This window comes from Glaciimonas soli (assembly GCF_009497155.1).
Lineage (GTDB): Bacteria > Pseudomonadota > Gammaproteobacteria > Burkholderiales > Burkholderiaceae_D > Glaciimonas > Glaciimonas soli.
Genome location: NZ_WINI01000001.1, coordinates 938,599 through 958,131, shown reverse-complemented (window position 1 = coordinate 958,131; position 19,533 = coordinate 938,599). Strand labels below are relative to the sequence as shown.

The 19,533-nt window shown below is 46.7% G+C and carries 9 protein-coding genes; 2 read left to right on the top strand and 7 right to left on the bottom strand.

What is annotated here, in order from left to right:
* Positions 1-266: 266 nt before the first annotated feature.
* From GEV47_RS04385 to GEV47_RS04355, 7 genes are all read right to left on the bottom strand, one after another.
* Positions 267-2,015 (bottom strand): ABC transporter ATP-binding protein, encoded by a 1,749-nt coding sequence (locus tag GEV47_RS04385; protein ID WP_153233451.1) that lies wholly within the window; start codon positions 2,013-2,015, stop codon positions 267-269.
* Positions 2,016-2,032: 17 nt separating this feature from the next.
* Entirely contained in the window at positions 2,033-3,214 is a 1,182-nt protein-coding gene (locus GEV47_RS04380) for an ABC transporter permease (RefSeq protein WP_153233450.1), read from the bottom strand.
* A gap of 41 nt (positions 3,215-3,255) precedes the next feature.
* Positions 3,256-4,194, bottom strand: coding sequence for an ABC transporter permease (locus tag GEV47_RS04375; protein ID WP_153233449.1), 939 nt, complete (start codon positions 4,192-4,194; stop codon positions 3,256-3,258).
* 127 nt (positions 4,195-4,321) lie between these two features.
* Positions 4,322-6,379 carry a M3 family metallopeptidase gene (locus GEV47_RS04370; RefSeq protein ID WP_153233448.1) on the bottom strand — a complete coding sequence of 686 codons (2,058 nt, stop codon included), beginning with the start codon at positions 6,377-6,379 and terminating at the stop codon, positions 4,322-4,324.
* 85 nt (positions 6,380-6,464) lie between these two features.
* A complete protein-coding gene (locus GEV47_RS04365) occupies positions 6,465-8,282 on the bottom strand; it encodes an ABC transporter substrate-binding protein (protein ID WP_153233447.1) in 1,818 nt (605 codons plus the stop codon).
* Between the two features lie 62 nt (positions 8,283-8,344).
* Positions 8,345-10,180, bottom strand: coding sequence for an ABC transporter substrate-binding protein (locus tag GEV47_RS04360; RefSeq protein WP_153233446.1), 1,836 nt, complete (start codon positions 10,178-10,180; stop codon positions 8,345-8,347).
* 249 nt (positions 10,181-10,429) lie between these two features.
* Positions 10,430-12,175 carry an ABC transporter substrate-binding protein gene (locus GEV47_RS04355; RefSeq protein ID WP_228124554.1) on the bottom strand — a complete coding sequence of 582 codons (1,746 nt, stop codon included), beginning with the start codon at positions 12,173-12,175 and terminating at the stop codon, positions 10,430-10,432.
* A 1,335-nt stretch (positions 12,176-13,510) separates the two neighbouring features.
* On the opposite strand from GEV47_RS04355, the gene GEV47_RS04350 reads away from it, so the two are divergent.
* Positions 13,511-16,282, top strand: a complete 2,772-nt coding sequence (locus GEV47_RS04350; RefSeq protein ID WP_228124553.1) for a TonB-dependent receptor — start codon at positions 13,511-13,513, stop codon at positions 16,280-16,282.
* Positions 16,283-16,614: 332 nt separating this feature from the next.
* Positions 16,615-19,353, top strand: coding sequence for a TonB-dependent receptor (locus GEV47_RS04345; protein WP_153233443.1), 2,739 nt, complete (start codon positions 16,615-16,617; stop codon positions 19,351-19,353).
* The last annotated feature ends 180 nt before the right edge of the window (positions 19,354-19,533 follow it).

The following is a 19,533-nucleotide window of genomic DNA, read 5'->3' as shown; positions in this document are numbered from 1 at the left end:
TTCGCCAAGAAAAGTAAGCAAAAGAAGGCGATCGCAGAGCCGTTGCCCGCCGTTGGCGGGTTCCCAAAAATGCTGATGCTTATTCGGGAGGAAAGACCAACTCGCTACGCTCAAACATGTCTTCCCTCTTTTTCCGAATAAGCATCATCACTTTTGGCAACGTCCAATGCGAAATTCAAAAAAACTTCAACTTCAAAGGCAACTTCAAAAAACTGGCGTTAAATGGCAGCGTGGGCACAATTTTGTGCCCACGCTGTCTGCTGTGTTTACGCTACCAAACTCTGCAATCCACGTGGAATTGCTCTCAACAATGTTTGTGTATAAGGATTTTGCGGGTTGTGATACAGCTCATCTGAATTCGCCAATTCCACCACTTCGCCTTGATTCATCACCATCACTTGATCGGCAATGTATTTGACTACCGCCAGATCGTGGGAGATGAAGATGTAGCTCATGCCGAATTCTTCTTGCAAATCTTGCAGCAAGTTCAGTACCTGCGCTTGTACTGATACATCCAATGCCGAGACTGATTCATCGCAAACCAATATTTCCGGTTTCATGGTCAGGCAACGGGCAATGGCGATACGCTGACGTTGACCGCCGGAGAATTCGTGCGGGTAGCGATGGAAGGCAGCGACCGGCAAGCTGACTTTTTGCAATAACTGCAAAGCCATATCGACACGCTCTTTATCGTCTTTGCCGATGCCATGAATGCGCATCGGTTCCAGCAGAATTTGACCGACTGTGAAACGCGGGTTGAGTGAAGCGTAAGGGTTTTGGAAAATAATTTGAATCCGGCGCTTGTAGGCCATGAATTCTTTATTCGACATCGACAGAATGTCTTTACCTTCAAACAGCGCTTGTCCAGAAGTGGCTTGATGCAAACGCAATAAAGTGAGTCCGACTGTGGTTTTGCCAGAGCCGGACTCGCCCACCACACCCAGCGTTTTGCCACGTGCGAGTTTAAACGAGACATCTTTGACTGCCTTGAATTCTTTGCGGCCGAACAGGCCTTCGCGCGTATAAAAACTCTTGCCGAGATTTTTCACCTCAAGAATGATGTCTTCTTTACCGTTCAAACCACGGCTGCGCTGTTTTTGCACCAATTCCGCATGGTCGCCAAGTGGATTGCCGTTCATGTAATCGCTGATGACTGGCAAGCGCCATGGGCGATTGTCGAGAGAAGGGCGACATAGCAAGAGCGCTTTGGTATACGGATCTCTAGGTGCTTCAAAGATTTGACGGACATCGCCTTTTTCACGGATTTCGCCACTACGCATGACGATCACGCGATCCGCGATTTCACCGACCAATGCCAAGTCATGCGTGATGAACAGCACGGACATTTTGTGCTTTTGGCGCAATGCTTCGATCAAGTCGATAATTTGCTTCTGGATGGTCACATCAAGCGCCGTTGTTGGCTCATCGGCAATCAGCAATTTCGGTTCGCAGGCAATCGCCATCGCAATCATCACACGCTGCTGCTGGCCACCGGACATCTGGCTAGGGAACGCATCAATCTTGGTTTCTGGCGATGGAATACCAACTTCCTTCAACAAGGCGATAGAGCGTGCACGCGCTTCTTTGGCGTTCATGCCCATATGCTGCTGCAATACCTCACCGATTTGGAAGCCGACGGTAAAGACCGGATTGAGCGAAGTCATTGGCTCCTGAAAAATCATCGAGATATCTTTGCCGCACAGCTTGCGTCGCTCGGCGATCGACAAGGTCAGCAAGTCACGACCTTCAAACATGATGCTGCTTTTCGGATCAACGACGGCGTTGTCAGGAGAAAGCAAGCCCATTACCGCCAGCGAACTGACGGATTTTCCGCTACCGGATTCACCGACCAACGCAATGGTGCTGTTGCGCGGGATATCAAATGAGATTCCTTTTACTGCATCAACGGTATGCTTCTTGTCAGTACGAAAACTGACAGTCAGATTGCGTATGCTCAGCAATGCATCATGTTGATGTGGCTCTAATTTCACCACTTTTGCTGTAGTTAAGTTCATGGCGTTTCCTTCGTCGCTTATTTCAGTTTTGGATCAAGTGCATCGCGCAATGCATCGGTGAACAGTGAAAACGCTGTCACCAAAATCGCCATCGCGATACTTGCAGCGGCCAATTGCCACCATTTACCAAGAATCAATTCGTTTTGTGCTTCGTTCAGCATACTGCCCCATGACACAGTACCGACTGGCACGCCAAATCCCAAGAAGCTCAAAATGACCTCTGATTTGATAAAGCCAACCACCAGAATCGAGAGTTGCACCAAAGCCACGTGACTGACGTTAGGGAAGATATGCGAAAACATTTTGCGCCAGTGTGAAGCACCGATAGCATCTGCAGCCATCACATATTCGCGTGATTTGTGTTTCATGTATTCAGCACGAATCAAACGATAGGTCCCAGTCCATCCGGTCAAACCAAGAATCAAGACAATGGTCAACACACCTTTTTGTTGCAGAACCGCAGCCACCGCCAAAATCAGTAGCAGATAAGGTACGGAAGTGAAAATGCTATAGAACCAGTTGAATGCATCATCGACCCAGCCACCGAAATACCCGGATACAGCAGCGAAAATCGTACCCAGCGCAGTTGCCAATAAGGCCGACACTAAACCCACAATAATGGAAGTCTCAGAACCTTTGATCGTCTTCTTGATGATGTCGCGGCCCCATTTATCCGCGCCGAACGGCAGGGTAGGTTTGCGGACGATGGTCGCTTTTGCACTATCGAGTGCCAGCTTGGCGCGAATTTCAGTCAATTCTTTTGCCAGCGGATCAGCAATACCGTAGTCATTGGCAACCACGGGTGCCGGATGTGCAACGGTGTGATCAGCACGCAATTGGCGAATGATATCTTTCAACGGATCGAGTGGATTTTCCGGCGGCGGTGCTTCTACCGCACCAACGTCACCGCTGCCGCTATCGGCTTGAGCGCCCATAAAGGTTGGCGGAGCATAGTTGACGCCGACTTCATCAGCCCAGTCTTTGGCGATCAAGCCTGTGACGGATAGTAGCAATACCAGAAAATATATGCCCACTACGGCGAGTGATGCCATCGCCACCCAGTCAGCACGCAAGCGCCGCCAGGCCAGTGTCCACAGGCCAGGGGAATGGCCTGCGGTAAGTTGTAATACTGGTGCTTCTGTCGGCGTTGCTTCCACTTTATTCCCCGCTACATTACTGAGTTCTACGTTCGTATTCATCTGTTTTTACCTCTGCGTTTCATTATTTTTTTATTTATTCTTTATTTCAACTGAACCCGAGGATCAACCGCTTGATACATTAAGTCAGTCAACAGATTAAACAGCATGGTGGCGGCAGCGACATACACAGTGATCGCTTTAATCACAGGGAAATCACTACGTTCAACGGCCAGAATAACTTCACGTCCAATACCTGGAATAGAGAAGAAGCGTTCGATCAAAAATGCACCAATCAACAGCGCTGGCAAGTTAGACATGACATTGGTGATGATAGGAATGGCGGCATTACGCAAGACATGTACCCACAGAATCCGTTTTTCCGAAAGACCTTTGGCACGCGCAGTACGAACATAATCCTGATTGACTTCATCAAGTACAAATGTGCGATACAGCCGTAAACTTGGCGCAATACTGACCACCAAACCAATCAGTATCGGTAAGGTCGAATAGTGAAACAGGTTTTGCCAGAAGCTATCGCCCCAGCCTTGCACCGGGAACAAGCTGAGTTTGTAGGCGAACCAGTATTGGAACAAAATGATGTAGACCAAAATACTGATCGACATACCGACTGTACAAGCGATCATGACAGTACGATCGATGATAGAGCCGCGCATGAAGGCGATGACCAAAGCCAATGCAACGGCAAATAGTGTTTCCAAAATCGTCAATGGGATCAGCACCGTTAACGATGGGCCAAGGCGCGTCATGATGACGTGCGATACGGTTTCACCTGTGCTCCAGCTGGCGCCGAAATTGAAGGTGGCGATCTGTTTGATGAAGATCCACAGCTGAACGTAATACGGCTGATCAGTACCGAGTTGGGCACGGATATTGGCGATCTGTTCTGGATTAGACATTTTTCCGGCCAAAATATAAGCCGGATCACCGCCGACCCAATTGAACAGGAAAAAGACCAATAAGATGACACCGAGCATAGTCGGTAGCATTTGCCATAAGCGGCGGAGGATGTAGGCGAGCATAGTATTTCCTGGTTTTACTGTGGTATTGCTTAGTTAATAGTTCTGTTACTTGTTTTCTCCTCCCCGTAAGCGGGAGAGGAGAGGTACTCTTTTGTGGCGTAGTAGTTACTGATTAGTTACTGATCAATTACTGAATGCGTTTGCCATTAATTTCATCGAAAAACGCTTTGCTATTAGGCTTACGTCCGAGGAAGGTAGTTACCATATCTTCAGCCGGTCTTTCCGCTCCACGCATCAAGATGGTCTGGCGATATAAATGGCCGACTTCAGGATTCATCAGGTGGCCGTTGTAGCGCGACAACATATCTAGCGCCAATACTTCCGACCACATGTAGCCGTAATATCCAGCAGCATAACCGCCCATCAGATGGCCGAACTGTCCCGGGAATTCAGTACCAGGGACGTAACCCAACGGTGTTGCGCCTTCCATTTTTGCCCAGACTGCTAACGGATCTTCTGTTGCGCCTTGATCATTGTGGATAGTCATGTCATAGCTTGCGTACAGCAACTGACGCGCATAACGCATGCCGCGACCATAGTTATGAACCGCGTTCAAACGCTGCAGCATGTCATCACTGATCGTAGGGCAGCCCGGTTTGCAGAAACCCGCAATCAGTTGCAAGGACTCTTTGCGACGCGCCCACTCTTCATACATCTGCGACGGTGCTTCAACAAAATCGAGTTCGACGTTGGTGCCTGCCTGGCTGACATATTTGGTATTGGATAGCACGCCGTGCAAGCAGTGGCCAAATTCATGCACCAGTGTTTCCAACTCGTCGCTGTTCAAACCTTTGCGATCAAAGTTAGTCACCAACACGGAGAATGGCGTACGGCCTGCGATAGTACTGACGCCGCGTGTGCCCCATGCTGCAGCGTGGCCATATTTACCTTCGCGTGGGAACAAGTCCATATAAACGCCACCGATGCGTTTTTTCGATGCTGTGTCGATCACGTCGAAATACTTAACGTCTTTATTCCAGACCGGTACTTTGACGGCTTTAAAATCCACGCCGTATAAAGCACCTGATACGTGCAAAATCCAAGGTACTGCGGCATCGGTAGGGAAGTATTGACGCAATGCTTCCTGATCGATCTGGTAATGCTGCTGCTTGTATTTTTGCTGCCAGTATTCGACATCCCAACGTTCGATTTTGGTATCTGCCAATGGTGTCTTGAGCGTTTCCGCTTTAAAGGCGCGCAAGTCTTCGATTTCTTTAATTTCTAGCGGCGTGACTGCTGTTTGCACTTCGTCCAGGAACTTATAAACGGCTTGCGGTGTTTTTGCCATGCGGCGACGCAGTACCAAATCAGCATAGCTAGGCAAATCGAACAAGCCAGCCATTTCATGGCGCAATACCATCGCTTGCTTTAACACATCCAAATTGGCTGGTGTGCCGTGATTAGTAAAAGCGATCTGGTAACGGCGACGTGCTTCGCTGTTGTCGGCCGATTCCATAAATGGTTTGTATGCAGGGTAATCGAAACCCAACAGGTAATTGCCTTTTGCATCTTTTTTCTGCTGCGTCATATAGGCGGCAGGCATGCCCTTCATCTCGTCAGGCGTAAAAGACACTTTTTGGTTGTTGTCACGGATGTTGCGCTCGTAGGTCTGGCTTAACTCTTCCAGCTTATCGAGGATGACTTTCAAACGCTCGCGCTTTTCTGGCGGCAAAGAGACACCTGTGTCATCAAAGTTGTACAACACGTCTTGACGTAATTTCTGCTCAACAGGATCGGTAGGTGCGATGGCTTTAAAACGCGCATATAGCTTTTCGTTTTGCAGCAGATCGGTCGAAAATTTATTGGCATCGATTAAACAGGCTTCAGTTGCGCTGCGCACTTTAGGATCAGGAGAAACGTTACTCATGATATCCATCGGGCCTTGCAAATTCTCGATATTGATTTGCAGGTTATTCCACTCGGTTAATACTTTATCGCTGTCACCAGCTTGTGCCGGCGGTAATTTTTCGATGGCAGCGACTTGCTTGCGTAAATCAACCAGCGAACTGTCGCATAGCGGTTTGATTTGCTCGGCTTTTAATAACTTGATCAAAGGACGCTGTGCAGTCTCTTCGATTGCCTGACTTTGTGCAAAGGTCGAGTAGCCAGCCAGAACCAAGAGCACCGTTGTTGCTGGTAGCAAGTTTTGTAAAATCGTTGATGATAAAAATGATGACCGTTTCATGCATTTCTTTCGTTAATGTGTTGATGATTTAAATTCTCATTTTTCTTAAACACCTCTCTCATTTTTGAGAGAGGCGACTCATCCATTACTTAGTTTTATCAATATCAAAATACATCCACTCCGCATGCAAAATCGGATGCTTTTTGTAGCCGATCACACGCGGTTGCGCCAGCATATTGCGGTAGCGGGCGTAACCTGGAATGCTTGGTGTATAGACTTCCAGAATCCGTACCATTTTGTGGTACAGAGCATCGCGTTCCGGGCCGGCAGGCATGCGTTGAGTCTGGGCATACAACTTGTCGTACTCAGGAATGGCAACGCAGCCATTGTTGTTCTGATGCGTGTTCGGACCGTAGAACAATTGCATGAAATTATCGCCATCAGGGAAGTCAGCGATCCACGGCGCTGTACGTGATTGCAATTTGCATTCTTTCTCGGCTTTCAAAATATCCGGGAACAGTTTCAAGTCGCTGCCCATACGGATGTGAATGCGATCAAAGGTCTTTTTCCACATCTCCGACTGTTGCTGGCCTAAAGAATTGGTATAGGCGCTATAGGTGATGATCAGCGGTTTGCCGTTTGGCAGCGTGCGATAGCCATCTGAGCCGATTTTGTAGCCGAATTTATCGAGCAAGGCATTGGCAACATCCGGATCATATTGAATGCTGCTCTTGTAATCAGGGTCGTAACCGACAATACCTGGCGGGATAGGATAATCCAGCGGAATCGCTTCATCGTTCCAGACCACTTTGATTTCTTCGCGGACGTTGTAAGCCATGGCGATGGCGCGACGCAAAGCAATTTTTTCTTTGCTAAAACCACCGACCACAGGATCTTGCATATTCCAATACGGATAACTGATTTCCGGATCGGTAGTGCGCGATAGTTGTATGCCTTTATTAGCAAATTCAGGTTTCAATTTGCCGTTTGAAATGACTTGCGGCGCCAATGGTCCTTGAATTTCAGCCAGATCAAGTTCGTCCTTTTGGAAGGCCAGCAAACGCGATTGATCTTCTTCCATCACCTTGATTTCGATGCGGCCGATTTGTGGCATTGGCTTGCCTTTTAATTCGGCAACGATTTTTTGATCTTCAGGATCTGTTCCGGCTTTAAAATCCCAGATCGAGCCACGGAAAACTGGATTGGCGGTCAAGGTCATGCGGGAACCACGTACCCAATTCGACAGAATATAAGGACCAGTCCCAACCGGATGTGCCATCACCATGTGTTGTGCGTCACCGTATTTATCGACCACTTCACGGGCAACAGCGCTGGTTGGCTCATGCGCCAATATCATGCCGAGGTTGAAGTCAGGTTGCTTCAAATGGATGCGCAAAGTGTATTTATCCACCAATTCCAAGCCGGGAATATTGGTGTCGTAATCCATGTTGCCGGTTTTCTTGGCTTGCGCTGCCAGTTCATCCAGACCTTCAATTTTCCCCTCAAATAACCAGGTATGCGGTGAGCTGAGTTTAGGATCGAAAATACGTTTATACGAATAGACGTAATCGGCCATCGTCAATTCACGTTTTTTACCGCCAAAGACAGGATCATCCGCAAAGTAAATCCCTTTTTTGAGTCTGATCGTATAGGTTTTGCCATCGTCCGACACTTCCGGCAGGGCTGCGGCGGTCAGCGGAACCAGTTTGGCAGGACGCGCCATATAGTCGTAGGTGTACAGTGTTTCAAATACCGACTGCACGATGATGGCTGAATACAGATCACGCGTAATGGCAGGATCGAAGCCCGTTTCCTGTGCGACGAAAACGAAGCGCAATACTTTGTTTGGATCAGCTGGATTGGTGCCTGCATGCGCTGCTTGCAGTGGTGCCAATAACAGACTGGTAGCGAAGCAGGCTGAAAGGCTGGAACTAAGTAGCCCGCGTAACCATGTTGATTTCATTGATTTCTTTTCTCCGTATTGATGCATGCTAGGCATTTCTTTATATGTTTTGTGACTGCTCATTAGTGTTTTGCTATATCCAGATACTGCCAATTTGAGAAGGTAATCGGGTGTGCTTTAAAACCCAGCACCCATGGTTGAAATACCCAGTTCCGATAGCGCCATAGCTCCGTAAACACAGGAGTATCTGCTTCTAATTGCCGATTCAATTGATTAAGCAGGACGGTCCGCTCTGGACCATCAGGCATCAGTCTGGCTTTGTCATAAGTGCTATCGAATGCAGCGGACTTATAGCAACTCAGATTACCTTGCTGAACATTTGGGCCGTAAAAAGATTCCATGAAATCAAAGGCATCAGGTACACCAGCTGCACCGCCCAAAGACCACATCATTAGCTTGCAGTCAGTAGCCGCTTTTAGACTGTCGGCGAAATTATTGACTGGGAAATCGGTACGAATGCCAATTTTATCTAGTGAGCGTTTCCAAATTTCCATCGTGGCTTGATCTGTAGAAGACGGTGACGAGGAAATTTTAACTACCAGCGGTTTGCCGTCTGGCAGCGTGCGGTAACCATCTGCGCCTCTTTTGTATTTGAAGTAATCCAGCAGTTTATTTGCTAAATCAGGGTCGTAAACCGTGCTAGTACGGTAGCTCGGATCGAAGCCAGCAATCCCGGGGGTAATTTCCGATTGCGCTTTAACGGCTTGACCATAGCGGATCAGATTGATTTCCTCATTAAGGTTATATGCCATGGCAATGGCACGGCGCAGCGCAATTTTTTCATTGGTGTAGCCACCAATGACCGGGTCTTGCATATTGAATACCGTATGCACAATTTCTGGTGCCAGATAGCGATGTAGTTGAATGCCTTTATCGGCATATTTTGGTAAAAGTTTGTTTTGGTCATCCAACACGTTTTTAACCGAACTGCCAGTCACGGTACCAATATCAAGCTGACCACTTTCAAAAGCTAACCAGCGTGGCTGTTCTTCTTCAATGATGTTGATTTCCACGCGACCGATTTGCGGCATTTTTTTGCCTTGCATTTCTTTGATGACTCTCTTATCCCACGCTTCTTCAGCGCCGCCAGAAGATTTGAAATTCCAGATAAAGCCGCGATAGTCAGGGTTAGCGACCAAAGTGATTTTGCTACGCGGGACATAGGACGACAACATATAAGGGCCAGTGCCGACGGGGTGTCTACCAGTGTCATCACCGTATTTTTCGATTACTTCACGCGCCACGGCACCAGCAGCTGGATGGGCGATGAAGTAAAGAAACTCTTGATCAATCCGGGTCAAATGAATGCGCAAGGTATAGCGATCAGGTATTTCAAAACCTGCGATCGGTGTGTCGTAATCGAATTTGCCGGTTTTTTTGGCTAATGCCACTCTGTCATCAAGACCTACAATTTTATTTTCAAAGGTACTGGCTTGCGGTGAGCGATTTTTGGGATCAAGCACACGTTCGATCGAGTAAGCATAATCCTGCGCTGTTAACTCGCGTGGTTTGCCATTGAAGGCAGGGTCTGGCGTAAAGAAAATACCTTTTTTGAGATGGAAGGTATATGTCATACCGTCGCTGCTGATCTCTGGCATGGCCTCTACTGTATTAGGAACCAGTTTGGCAGGGCGCGCCAGATAATCATAATTCAACATTGAGTCGTAGATAGCACCGCCAACCCAAGTCGAATACAGGTTGTTATTGCCACGAACCATGTCAAAACCATCATCTGCAGCTTCAAACGCCACATGCAGCACTTTTGCCGGATCTGCTGGTGATATTGCAGCAGCCTGTGCAGACTGTAACAGGGGCGAGAAAGGAGAGCAGACTATGCTAATTGAGAAACAAGCAATGGCCAACCGGTACAACCTAGGCAAATTCAACGTCGAACTCATTGTTTCTCTATCTCCGGACTTTTATTATGTGTTGGGTTTTGATCATGCAAAGCATTAATGAGCAAACATCGTGCCAGATCACTAATGTGTGATTATTTGCGCTTTCTCAGATCTATTTGCGTATTTATTGCAATTTTTCTGACAAAACACCAACCATGTCGTTTTGGTAAAAACGGAGGGGAGGGGTGACCTACATTCCCGCTATGTCAGGAATGTAGGTGATTTAGAAAAATGATGACAGATTCTTACTTAGTGCTTTTCCACATCCAGATATTGCCAATTCTGATGCAAGATCGGATGCTGTTTGAATCCTTTCACCCATGGGCGGATTAACCAGCTTCTGGTGCGCGATACTTGTGTCAGTACAGCAGTATCCGCTTCCATTTGGCGATTCATCTGGAGATAAATTGCATTGCGTTCCGGACCGGGTGGAGTGGCTCTGGCTTTCACGTACAGCGCATCGAAGGCATCAGAAGTGTAGCAACCATTGTTACCTTGACCGGTATTGGGTCCGTATAGCAACTGCATGAAGTTATCGCCCTCCGGAAAGTCAGCGATCCAGGCGCTGTTCCATATCATCAGTTTGCACTCAGTTGCCGCTTTCAGATTGTCGGCAAAATTACTGACGACAAAATCGACGCGGATGCCGATTTTGTCCAGGCCCTGTTTCCATATTTCTGCATAAGACTGGTCTTTGGCGGAAGGTTGTGATGCAATTTTGATCATCAGCGGTTTACCGTCCGGGGTTGTGCGATAGCCATCGGCTCCACGCTTATAGCCAAAATGATCCAACAGCTTGTTGGCCAGATCAATGTCATAGCCATAACTGCGACGATAGTCGGGATCATGGCCAACGACGCCCACCGGTATCATCATTTGTGCTTCAGCTGCCTGATTATTGCGTATCAGACTTATTTCTTGTCTGGTGTTATAGGACATGGCAATAGCGCGGCGCAAAGCATTTTTTTCCAGGCTGGTGCCACCGACGACAGGATCGTGATAATTGAAGTAGGTATAGGTTAGTTCTGGCTCGGCCTGGCGATACAGGCCGATATTTTGATCGGTAAATTCAGGCTTTAATGCGGTGCCATTCATTACTTTGGGAGCAACTGATTCTGGCAATTTGTCGAAATCCAGTTGCTTCCCTTGAAATGCCAGCCAGCGTGATTGTTCTTCTTCGATAATATTGATTTCGACGCGACCGACTTGTGGCATTTTCTTGCCTTGCATGTCTTTAATCAATTGCTTGTCGTACGCTGCATCTTCACCGCCGGACGATTTGAAATCCCATGTAAAGCCACGGTATTCCGGATTGGCGACCAGCACGATTTTACTGCGCGGGACATATTGCGACAACATATAAGGCCCGGTACCGACTGGATGCACGTTGGTCAGCGCGCCATAGAAATCAACTGCTTCGCGCGCTTGCGCGCCGTAAGCAGTAAACGCTAACACGTAGAGAAAGTCGTAATCAGGTTGGTTGAGGGTGATGCGCAATGTATAGCGATCAGGCGTTTGCAGACCTTCTACTGGCGCATCGTAATCAAACTTGCCGGTTTTCTTGGCTTGTTTTTCCAGCGCATCCATGCCGACGATTTTTCCCTCCAGCAGGCCGGCGGCGGGAGAGCGGTTTTGCGGGTCAACGAAGCGCTTAAATGTGTAGGCATAGTCTTGCGCCGTCAGTTCGCGCCGCACGCCTTTGAAGGCTGGGTCGGGGGCAAAGTAAATGCCTTTTTTGATATGGATCACATAAGTGCGTCCACTGTTAGACACTTCCGGCATTGCCTCCGCCGTGCCTGGAATTAGTTTGGCGGGACGCGCCAAATAATCATAGGTCAACAAAGTTTCAAAGATCGACTCAGCGAATACGCCAGAGTAGTAATTGACGGTCTTCACCATATCGAGACCATCGTCAGGCGCTTCAACCGCCCAGTGAATTACCTTATTGGGGTCTGCTGGGTTTGATGCAGCTGTTGCTGTGTTTGGTACCACCATTGTGCAGAGCAATGCGCAGATTGGTGCAAGTAAAAATTTCGTAAGACGATTTGGAATTTGCATCTTTCACAACCTTTGTTATAGCTTTATATGACAACTGCATGACAGTTGTGTTACAGAGAATTACAAGGAAAACCTTTAATAAACAATGGGTTACGGTCTAAATTTGCGTTAAATATACGCAATTATCCATTTTTATGGCTAAAGGATACACCATAATAAGCAACTATTTCCATTTGGCATGCTTATTGCTTTTGCAAGATTCCAACGTTCTAATCCCATTGTATTTTTCGGCAATAAAATCGGTCTTTTACGTGTGGGCCATTAAGACATAGTCCGGGCTTAAATTTTTATGTTGAAAACGCCGATAGGGAATATGAGTTCGCATTGAGCTGATATTTAAATGCTCAAACCAATGCAGAGCAGATCAGGATGACTGGGCAAAAAGGTTTGTGATCACGACGGGTATCAAAAAAGCTTTTCTTCCGTGCGCAAGCGCTCCCGCCGGCGATAGTGGGTCGTGGAAATCAGATTGGTTATGAGGTTTATATCTATCTACTCGCTCATCAGATCTATTTACTCGGTAGTTACCAGTCAAATTGGTGCAATGCGACTTGCTCTTCTTGGTTGTTGGCGGGTGAGGGGGAGTGACTGCACGGAATTGAACACTAGGCGAGTAATGGTTCTTTGGTGTGTGCAAACCTGTGTAGGGACAAGCAGTTATTTCTATAGCTTTAGTCGTCACTGCCGCCGCAATTTCAATCGCAGTCCCGATTTTTTGCTTAAATCTGCTGGGTTTGAAGCAGAGTTGCTGGATTTAAAACCATTCTTGTGCAGGGCAGTGCACAGTTTGGTGCAGCCTCAAAAAACGCATATCAATATGTGATGCTTATCTTTTTCTCAAAATTGTTTCGCATAGCGCGTTTTTTTATGACAGTGGTGTTACAGAAAATCACAACAAAAAGGACTTAATAAACAATAGATTACATCCTATTTCTTGTGGGAATAAAAAAGTGGGTGTGTCGCTTTTGAAGATAAAACTTACCTCTGATGGCGAACGATTTTCATGTGGCATGCTTATTGCTCTATTGCTCTTGGGAATGTTGTTGGTGGTTAATATTTAACAGCTATCAAAATTACCATTTGTCGATTGGGCAATTTAAAGCAGAAAATTTTCCTTTATCAGAATATATAGAAGAATATTTTGTGCAATGCACCAAAAAGGCGATAGTAGTAACAAGGTAAGTAATACAAATAAAGTAACGCAAATTATAAAGCTTGACTCATCACTATTTTTTTACCCACAGGGAGTTGTATATGATGAAGGAACGGGGATTGTCAAAGTCACTACGGCTGATGTTTTCAGGCGGTATGGCTGTTGGTTTGGGATTGATGGCGCATTCTGTATTAGCGCAAGAAGTCCAGGCGCAAGCAGCCAGCTCGCAAATCCAAGCGCAGGGGACAGTAGCACAACCAGTATTATTAGCTCAAGCTGATGGTACGCAAACAGCACCAGCAGCACCAGCAGCACCAGCAGCAGTACAAAAACCAGATCCAAGTATGCAACGGGTGGAAATCACTGGTTCGTCGATTCGCCGCGTAGCATCGCAGAGCGCATTGCCAGTGACTGTGATGAAGGTTGAAGATTTGGCCAAGACCGGTGTAACTACTGCAGAAGAAGCGCTGCAAACACTTTCGGCTAACCAAACATCTTTCACAACTTCATCAAACGTTGGTACAAGTAAAACAGCCGGTTCTTCAGCTGACTTGCGCGGCTTGGGTGCTAACCATACATTGGTGCTGTTAAATGGCCGACGTTTGGCAAATGCCGCATTTGATGGTTCTTCCGTCGATTTGAACATTATCCCGATTGGTGCTTTGGATCGTATTGAAGTGTTGCGTGATGGCGCTTCTGCGATTTACGGTACAGATGCGATTGGTGGCGTGATTAACTTCATCACTAAAAAATCGTACACCGGCTTGAATGTCAGCGCAGAAGGTATCGATCCACAGCAAAAAGGTGGCTCTGAAAAACGGGTTAACGTTTCTGGTGGTTACGGTGATCTGGATGCAGATGGTTGGAACGTCTGGGGTACAGTCGATTATCACAAACAAAGCCAAGTGTTGGGATCTAACCGCGCTATTTCATCTGCGGGTGGTGTTAATCCAAATACTGGTACGACAGAAGCTAGTAGTTTCTCGCCAGTCGCTAACTGGTTTGATACTGTGACAGGCGCTGAGGGAAATCCTGCTAATGCCAGCGGTTGTAACTTTGCGCATGGTGTTGTAGCCGGTACTGCTTGCCGTTATAACTCGCAGCAAACAATCGCCATTGTGCCAGACACAGAAGAGATCTCAGTTCTTGGTCGTGCCACTATCAAGCTGAACGAAGATAATAATTTGTCGTTTGAGTATCTGCATTCTCAAAGTAAAGTAAATACCTTAATTGCTGGCGAACCGCAGGTAGGTGATTTTAGCGGTAATCCTGCGACTGACACTGTGATCAACAGCAGCAGCCCATATTATGCAGCTTCTGGTTCTACTACAGGCAACCCGTTGTCAGTGACCTGGCGTAGCGTTGCTGGTGGTCAGCGTATGAATCAAGCCAACAATACTACAGATCGCTTTGTAGCGGCCTTGGATGGCACTATTGCAGGTTGGGATTATAAAACCGGCGCTGTTTTTGCTCAAAGTAAGGCGTGGGATGACCTCAATGGCGGCTATTTTGACAATAGCGCGATCAGGGCTGGACTCTGGGACGGCATTATTAACCCATTTGGCGCGCAGAACGCTGCAGGTACTGCATACCTCAACGCGGCAGATCTGTACGGTACTTATGAAAGCGCCGTCACAAAAACTGAGTCCCTTGATTTCACAGCAAGTCGTACTATTGCCACTTTGCCAGCCGGTGACTTAGGCTTTGCGATCGGTGCTGAAGTACGTCATGAAACTGCTGAGTATGATGTAAATGATGTGCTTGCTGCTGCGGATTCAAGTATTGGTACATCTCCAGGAACTAGCACAGCGGGTAGTCGTAACGTAGGTGCTATATTTTCTGAGCTGGACGTACCTATTGTAAAAAATCTGGATATGCAATTGGCGGCACGTTACGACCATTACAGCGATGCAGGCGGTACTTTCAATCCCAAAGTGGCCTTGCGTTGGCAGCCTATGGATAGTCTGCTGTTCCGTGGTTCGTATAGCACAGGTTTCCGCGCTCCAAGTTTGTATGAGTTGCATGATCCGCAAGGCTTGACGTTCACAAATTCGTCTTATAACGATCCAGTGCAATGTCCAAATGGCGTCGCTATTCCAGGTGCGAATGCATCACAGGCTTGCGGTCAGCAATTCATGAAAATGCAAGGCGGTAACGAAAATCTGAAACCAGAGAAGTCAAATACATTTACTTTGGGTACAGTATTTGAGCCAGTGAAGAGTGTGACTATATCTCTTGATTACTTTAATATCGAAATCAAGGATCAGGTTTCAGTGGTTCCTGAGGCTGATATTTTTGCTGATCCGGTCAAGTATGCCAACTTGTATGTTCGCAATCCAAATGGTTCTTTGGACTATGTTATCGATACCAATTACAACTTGGGTAACACCAAAACACAAGGTTTCGACTTTGGTTTTGCCTGGGCTGGCCCGCGTACGGATTGGGGTAAATTTGGATTGTCACTGGATGGTACTTACGTTACGAAGTATGAGTATCAGACAGAAATTGGCGGTCCATACATCAATAACTTAGCTGTCTATTCTAACGGTAACCCGATTTTCCGCTGGCGCCATACGGCTACATTGAATTGGAGCCAAGGTCCATGGAATGCGGTAGTACAGCAAACATTCCAAACAGGTTATCAGGATGAGAATGAGAACGTAACAGATGGCTTCGTGAATCATCATGTTGGCGCATATCAAACTTTCAATGCATCCGGTACTTATACAGGCTTCAAGAATCTAACCTTGACTGCCGGTATCAAGAACATTTTCAATACTGGGCCACAGCCTAGTAACGTAACGGATAACTTCCAATACGGTTACGACGCGCGTTATAACGATCCAATCGGTCGTGCATTCTTTGTTCGTGCAAACTATAAGTTCTTCTAATGAAAAGAAGGCAATGATGTAGTTGTTGTAAGTAATAATTTAAACGCCCAAAGAGTAATCTTTGGGCGTTTTTTTATTTAAATATGCTGGAATAAATAAATAGCATTGCTATATTAATGTTGGTGGATTAATTTTACTTCCCCCAATGTATCTAACTGTATCACTAAATATTATATTTGTGTCTTAAACCAACATATATATTTCTCACCGTAACATTATGTATCCATTTGAAACAATATTGTTTATCATAAACAATGCTTTTCAAATAAAGAAAATTTGCTATGCAGCAATTCTCGAAAGCATATACATGATCTATTAACGGGGGAGATTCTATGATAGTGGAAAGAAAATTGTCAATGTTGCTACGCCAGTTATTTTCAGGCGGCGTAGTAGTTGGCTTAAGTTTGATGACGCATTCTGTAATGGCTCAGGAAGTAACTCAAAGTACAACTGATACATCTGCACCAGCGCAAGTACAAAAGAATAAAGTAGCAGAAACTAAAGCGGAACCAGCGATGCAACGGGTAGAAATTACCGGTTCGTCGATTAAACGTGTTGCTGCACAGGGCGCATTGCCAGTGACAGTGATGAAAACAGAAGATTTGGCCAAAGCTGGGGTGACTACAGCACAAGAAGCACTGCAAACGATTTCTTCTAATCAATCCTCTTACACAACTTCATCAAACGTCGGTTCGAGCAAATCGGTTGGTTCTGCTGCTGATTTACGCGGTCTGGGCGCAAGTCATACACTGGTGCTGTTAAATGGTCGTCGCCTGGCGAATGCCGCGTTCGATGGCACTGCGGTCGATTTGAATATCATCCCTATCGCTGCTTTGGATCGGGTAGAAATTTTGCGCGATGGCGCATCGGCGATTTACGGTACGGATGCGATTGGTGGCGTAATTAACTTCATCACCAAGCGTTCATACAGCGGCTTAAACTTGAGTGCGGAAGGCTTTGAGCCGCAGCAATCTGGCGGCGCGCAACAACGGGTCAATATTTCAGGCGGTTATGGTGATTTGGATGCAGATGGCTATAACGTCTGGGGTACATTCGACTATCACAAACAAAATCAGGTAATGGCATCGCAACGCGCGATCTCTTCCTATGGTGGCGTTAACCCAAATACAGGGACGCATCAGGCTAGTAGTTTTGCCCCAATCGCTAACTGGTTTGATGTAGTGTCGCCAGAAGGCCTATCGGGTAATCCATCTGCTGCTAATGGCTGTAATTTTGCAAACTCTGTTCGTGCCGGCGATCTTTGCCGTTACAACACGCAGGCAGTGATCGGGATTGTGCCGAAGACAGTAGAGATGGCGTTTCTTGGTCAAGCTACTTTCAAACTGAACGAAGATAATAATTTGAAGTTCGAGTATCTGCATTCAGAAAGTAAAGTTACTACTACGATTGCAGCCGATCCAATGGTTGGCGATGGTAGCGGCGACCCAGCGACTGATTACGCGATCAACAGCAGCAGCCCGTTTTATGCAGCTTCTGGCTCGACTACTGGTAACCCATTATCGTTGACATGGCGCGGAAACAGTGCCGGTCCTCGTGTTAATGAATCTCAAAATGCCAGCGATCGTTTCCTGGTGGCGTTGGATGGTACTGTCGCAGGATGGGACTATAAAACCGGTGCTGCTTACGCGCAAAGCACGGCCAAAGATTCACTCAATGGCGGTTACCTCAACAACAGTATGATCAGAGAGGGTTTCTGGAACGGCACGCTCAATCCGTTCGGTCCACAAACTGCGGCGGGTACTGCGTTACTCAATCAAGCCGGTCTGTCGGGCGTGTATGAAAGTGCAAAAACACAAACAGAAACGCTGGATTTCACCGCAAGTCGTAGTATCGCTACTTTGCCTGCTGGAGACTTAGGCTTTGCGATCGGTGCTGAAGCACGGCATGAAAGTGCTTCATACGATGTGCATCAACCATTGGCTAGTCTGGATGCTAGTACTGGTGGTGCCGACGCGCAAAATGCGGCAGGTAGTCGCAACGTTGGCGCTGTATTTACTGAACTTAGCGTGCCTATCGTCAAGAATCTGGATATGCAACTGGCGGCACGTTACGACCATTACAGTGATGCCGGTGGTACTTTCAATCCGAAGATTGCATTGCGTTTTCAGCCTATGGAACAATTGCTGTTCAGAACTTCGTATAGCACTGGTTTCCGCGCGCCAAGTTTGTATGAACTCAATGATCCGCAAAGCAAGACATTTACACAATCGTCTTACAATGACCCGACCTTATGCCCAGGCGGTGTAGCCATTCCAGGTGCGAATGCTGCGCAAGCTTGTAATCAGCAATTTTATAAATTGCAAGGCGGTAACCCAAATCTGCAACCAGAGAAATCAACAACATTTACTTTGGGTACAGTATTTGAGCCTGTGAAGAATGTGACGATGTCTATCGATTACTGGAATATCCAACTGAAGAATCAAGTGTCAGTGATTCCTGAAGCGGATATTTTTGCTAATCCTATTAAGTACGCCAATTTGTACGTTCGTAATCCAGTGACAGGCGCTTTGGAGTATGTGCTTGATACCAATTACAACTTAGGAAATACCAAAACGAATGGTATCGACTTTGGATTTGCATGGCGTAGTGCTAAGACCGATTGGGGCAATTTTGGATTGGCTCTGGACGGTACTTATGTGATGAAGTATGACTACCAGACTGAAGCTGGCGGTCAATACATTAATAATTTGGCTGTTTACTCCAATGCATCAGTGATTTTCCGTTGGAAGCATACAGCTACAGCGACCTGGAGCCGAGGTCCTTGGAGTGCTGTCGTTCAACAATCATTCCAAACCGGTTATCAGGATGAAAATTTGAATGTGACTCCTGGCTTTGCTAATCATCATGTAGGTTCATACACACTGTATAACGCCTCTGGCACTTATACAGGCTTCAGGAACTTGACTTTGACTGCAGGTATCAAAAATCTGTTCAACACCATGCCACAGCCTAGTAACGTAACGGATAACTTCCAATACGGTTACGACGCACGTTACTCAGACCCAATCGGACGCGCGTTCTTCGTTCGTGCTAACTACAAATTCTTCTGATGGTAAGAAGATAGTCAGTTAGTTGTAGTAGGTATCAAAAATAGTGATGATTTGCACCCGAAGAGAAATCTTCGGGTGTTTTTTTATGGGCGCTCGGTTTTTTTTGTGTGTGGGAGGGGGGGGGGCTGCGTTGGCAGCATAGCGTTGCTATGTTTGTGCAACTTGCATGGATTTGCTATT